Annotated in this window: 2 protein-coding genes; one reads left to right on the top strand and one right to left on the bottom strand. The window is 74.6% G+C overall.

Annotated elements, in window-relative coordinates; translation table 11 throughout:
* Positions 1–49: 49 nt before the first annotated feature.
* On the top strand, positions 50–2,689 hold the full coding sequence (treY, locus tag AOZ49_RS29525) for a malto-oligosyltrehalose synthase (RefSeq protein ID WP_231690480.1): 2,640 nt from the start codon (positions 50–52) through the stop codon (positions 2,687–2,689).
* A 27-nt stretch (positions 2,690–2,716) separates the two neighbouring features.
* On the opposite strand, the gene AOZ49_RS29520 is transcribed toward treY, so the two are convergent.
* Entirely contained in the window at positions 2,717–2,941 is a 225-nt protein-coding gene (locus tag AOZ49_RS29520) for a hypothetical protein (protein WP_054431849.1), read from the bottom strand.
* Positions 2,942–3,057 lie beyond the last annotated feature (116 nt).

Genomic DNA, 3,057 nt, shown 5'->3' with positions numbered 1-3,057 from the left:
CGCCCCCGCGCCGGCCCCGACCCGGCCGCGCGCCACCGCGCGCCTGCAATTGCATGCGGACTTCCCGCTGGAGGCCGCGCGCGCGCAACTGCCCTATCTCGCCGCCCTCGGCATCAGCCACCTGTATCTGTCGCCGATCACGCAGGCGCGCGCCGGCTCCACTCATGGCTACGACGTCACCGACCACGGCCAGGTCAGCGCCGAACTCGGCGGCGAGGCCGCATTGCGGCGCCTGGCGGCCGACTGCCGCGTCCGTGGCATGGGGCTGATCGCCGACATCGTGCCCAACCACATGGCCGCCGACGTCGCCAACGGCTGGTGGGCCGACGTGCTGCGGCGCGGCGAGCGCAGCCCGCATTCGCGCTGCTTCGACATCGACTGGCGCGCGCCCGATCCGGCCCTGCGCGGCAAGGTGCTGCTGCCGGTGCTGGCCGATCCCTACGGCGTCTGCCTGGAGGCCGGCGGCATCGCCCTGGCGCACGACCCGCGCGCCGGCTACGTCATCGCCGCCGGCGGCCAGCGCTATCCCGTGGACCCGGCCTCGCTGACGGCGCAGGACCCGGCGCAGGCCTGCGCCGACCACGACGCGGCCCACCCGCGCGGCCGGCAGCGCCTGCATGCGCTGCTGGAGGGCCAGCACTACCGCCTGGCCTGGTGGCGCACCGCGCCCGACCAGATCAACTGGCGCCGCTTCTTCGAAATCAGCGAGCTGGTCGGCGTGCGGGTCGAGGACGATGTCGTGTTCGACGCGGTCCACGCGCTGCCGCTGCGGCTGTACCGCGAAGGCCTGCTGGACGGGCTGCGCATCGACCACATCGACGGCCTGGCCGCGCCCGGCGCCTATCTGCGGCGCCTGCGCGGAGCGCTGGCGCGGGCCGGCGCGGAGCGCGCCAGCGCCGGCCTGGCGCCCGCCCCCTACCTGATCGTGGAAAAGATCCTGGCCGAGCGGGAAGCGCTCGATCCGCGCTGGGCGGCCGACGGCACCACCGGCTACGACTTCATGGACCAGGTGGGCGCGCTGTGGCACGCGCCCGCCGCGCAGGACGCGCTGGTCGAATTCTGGCGGCAGTTGGACGGGCAGGCGCAGACGCCGGCGGCGCAACTGACGCTGGCGCGCCAACTGATGCTGGCGCGCCACTTCGCCGCCGAACGGCTTACGCTGGTGCGGGCGCTGACCCGGATCGCCCGCCTCGACCTGCGCACGCGGGACTGGACCGGTCCGGCGATCGACCGCGTGCTGACGGCCTTGCTGGCCGCCTTTCCGGTCTACCGCAGCTATGCCGAGGACGGCGGCCGCGGCCCGGCCGACCAGGCCTGCTGGCAGGCGGCGCTGGCGCAGGCCCGCGCCGCCCTGGACGCCCCGCCGGACAGCGCCGACGCCCGCTTGCTGGACCAGCTGGACCACTGGCTGGACGGTACGCCCGGCGCGCCGCCGACCGAGGAAAGCGCCAACGCGCTGCGCAGCGCGCGCGGCCGGGCCTTGCGCCACTTTCAGCAGCTGACGCCGCCACTGGCGGCCAAGGCGCTCGAAGACACCCTGTTCTACCGCTACGGCCCGCTGCTCTCACGCAACGAAGTCGGCTCCAGCCCCGGACGCTTCGCGCTGGCGCCGGACGCCTTCCTCGCGGCCTGCGCCGCCCGCGCCCGCCGTCATCCCGACGCCATGCTGGCCACCGCGACCCACGACCACAAGCGCGGCGAAGACAGCCGCTGCCGCCTGGCCGTGCTGACCGAGATACCGCAGGACTGGCGCCGGGTCGCGCGCGGCTGGATCGACCGGATGCCGACCGATCGCGGCATGCCGGCGGCGACCGACCGCTACCTGCTGCTGCAAAGCCTGGTGGGCGCCTGGCCGCTGGACCTGCGGGCTGAAGACATCGACGAGCGTCCCGCCGCCGTGGCCGCCTGGCTGGAGCGGCTGGCCCGATGGCAGCAAAAGGCCCAGCGGGAAGCCAAGCTGCACACGCGCTGGACCCACCCTGACGCGCATTACGAGCAGGCCTCGCAAGCCGTCATCGACCATTTTTCGGCGCATGCCGCTGGCCGCGCGCTGCTGCGGGATATCGCCCGCTACGCGCTGCGCATCGCCCCCGCCGGCCTGGTGAACAGCCTGGCGCAGACGCTGCTGCGCAACACCCTGCCGGGCGTGCCCGACCTGTACCAGGGCACCGATCTGTGGGATTTCAGCCTGGTGGATCCGGACAATCGGCGGCCGGTCGACTACGCGGCGCGCCACGCCCTGCTGGCGGCGGCGCGGCCCGAAGGGCCCATGGACACCGGCGCGGCCGCCTGGCGCAGCGGCGCGGTCAAACAGGCGCTCATCCAGCGCACGCTGGCGCTGCGCGCGCGCTTTCCCGCGCTGCTGCGCGAGGGCAGCTGCGAACCGGTCGCCGCGCGCGGCGCGCGGGCCGGCAATGTCATGGCCTGCCTGCGCCGGCATGCCGGCGTGACGCTGCTGGTGATGGTGCCTCGCCTGTGCGCCACGGCGCTGTCCGGCCAGGCCCGGGGCGACGCGCCGGCCGGCGCGGCCTTTTGGGAAGACACGCAGCTGCAACTGCCGGACGCCGCGAACCTGCTGTTCGAGGATCCGCTGTCCGGCCAATCATGGCGCTGCGGCCCGGCGGGCGAGCTTGCGGTCGCCACGGCCCTGCGCGCGCTGCCCGTCGCGCTCGGACTGGCCTCGCGCTAGCGGACGCGACCAGGCCGAGACCGCGGCTCAACGCAGCGGCTGCGTCCAGGTGGACAGGCGCGGCCGATAGGTTTCCCGCACATAGCGGGCCAATTCGATCTCGACCGTCGAGCGCGGGGCCGGGTCCTGATCCGGATGCAGCAGCCGCTGCGCCGCGGCCAGGGTGCGGCGCGCGCAGCGCTCGGCGTCGCTGACGGCGGCCTCGGTCACGACGGCGTCGGCGGGCGAAACGGGAATGAGGGTGACGGACATGGCGGCTTCTCCAGGAAAAAGGGACTCTGGCGGACAACGTTTCAAGCGGGCTGCGTCCGAGCCTGAGCAAGTGGCGTGCCCGGGCGCGGGCGCGTCTGGCGCCGGCCCCCCCCCCC

The sequence above is a fragment of the Achromobacter sp. 2789STDY5608615 genome, from assembly GCF_001298995.1.
GTDB classification, from domain to species: domain Bacteria; phylum Pseudomonadota; class Gammaproteobacteria; order Burkholderiales; family Burkholderiaceae_B; genus Achromobacter; species Achromobacter insuavis.
Note: the sequence above shows the minus strand (reverse complement) of the source record. Positions and strands in the feature narration are given on the sequence as shown.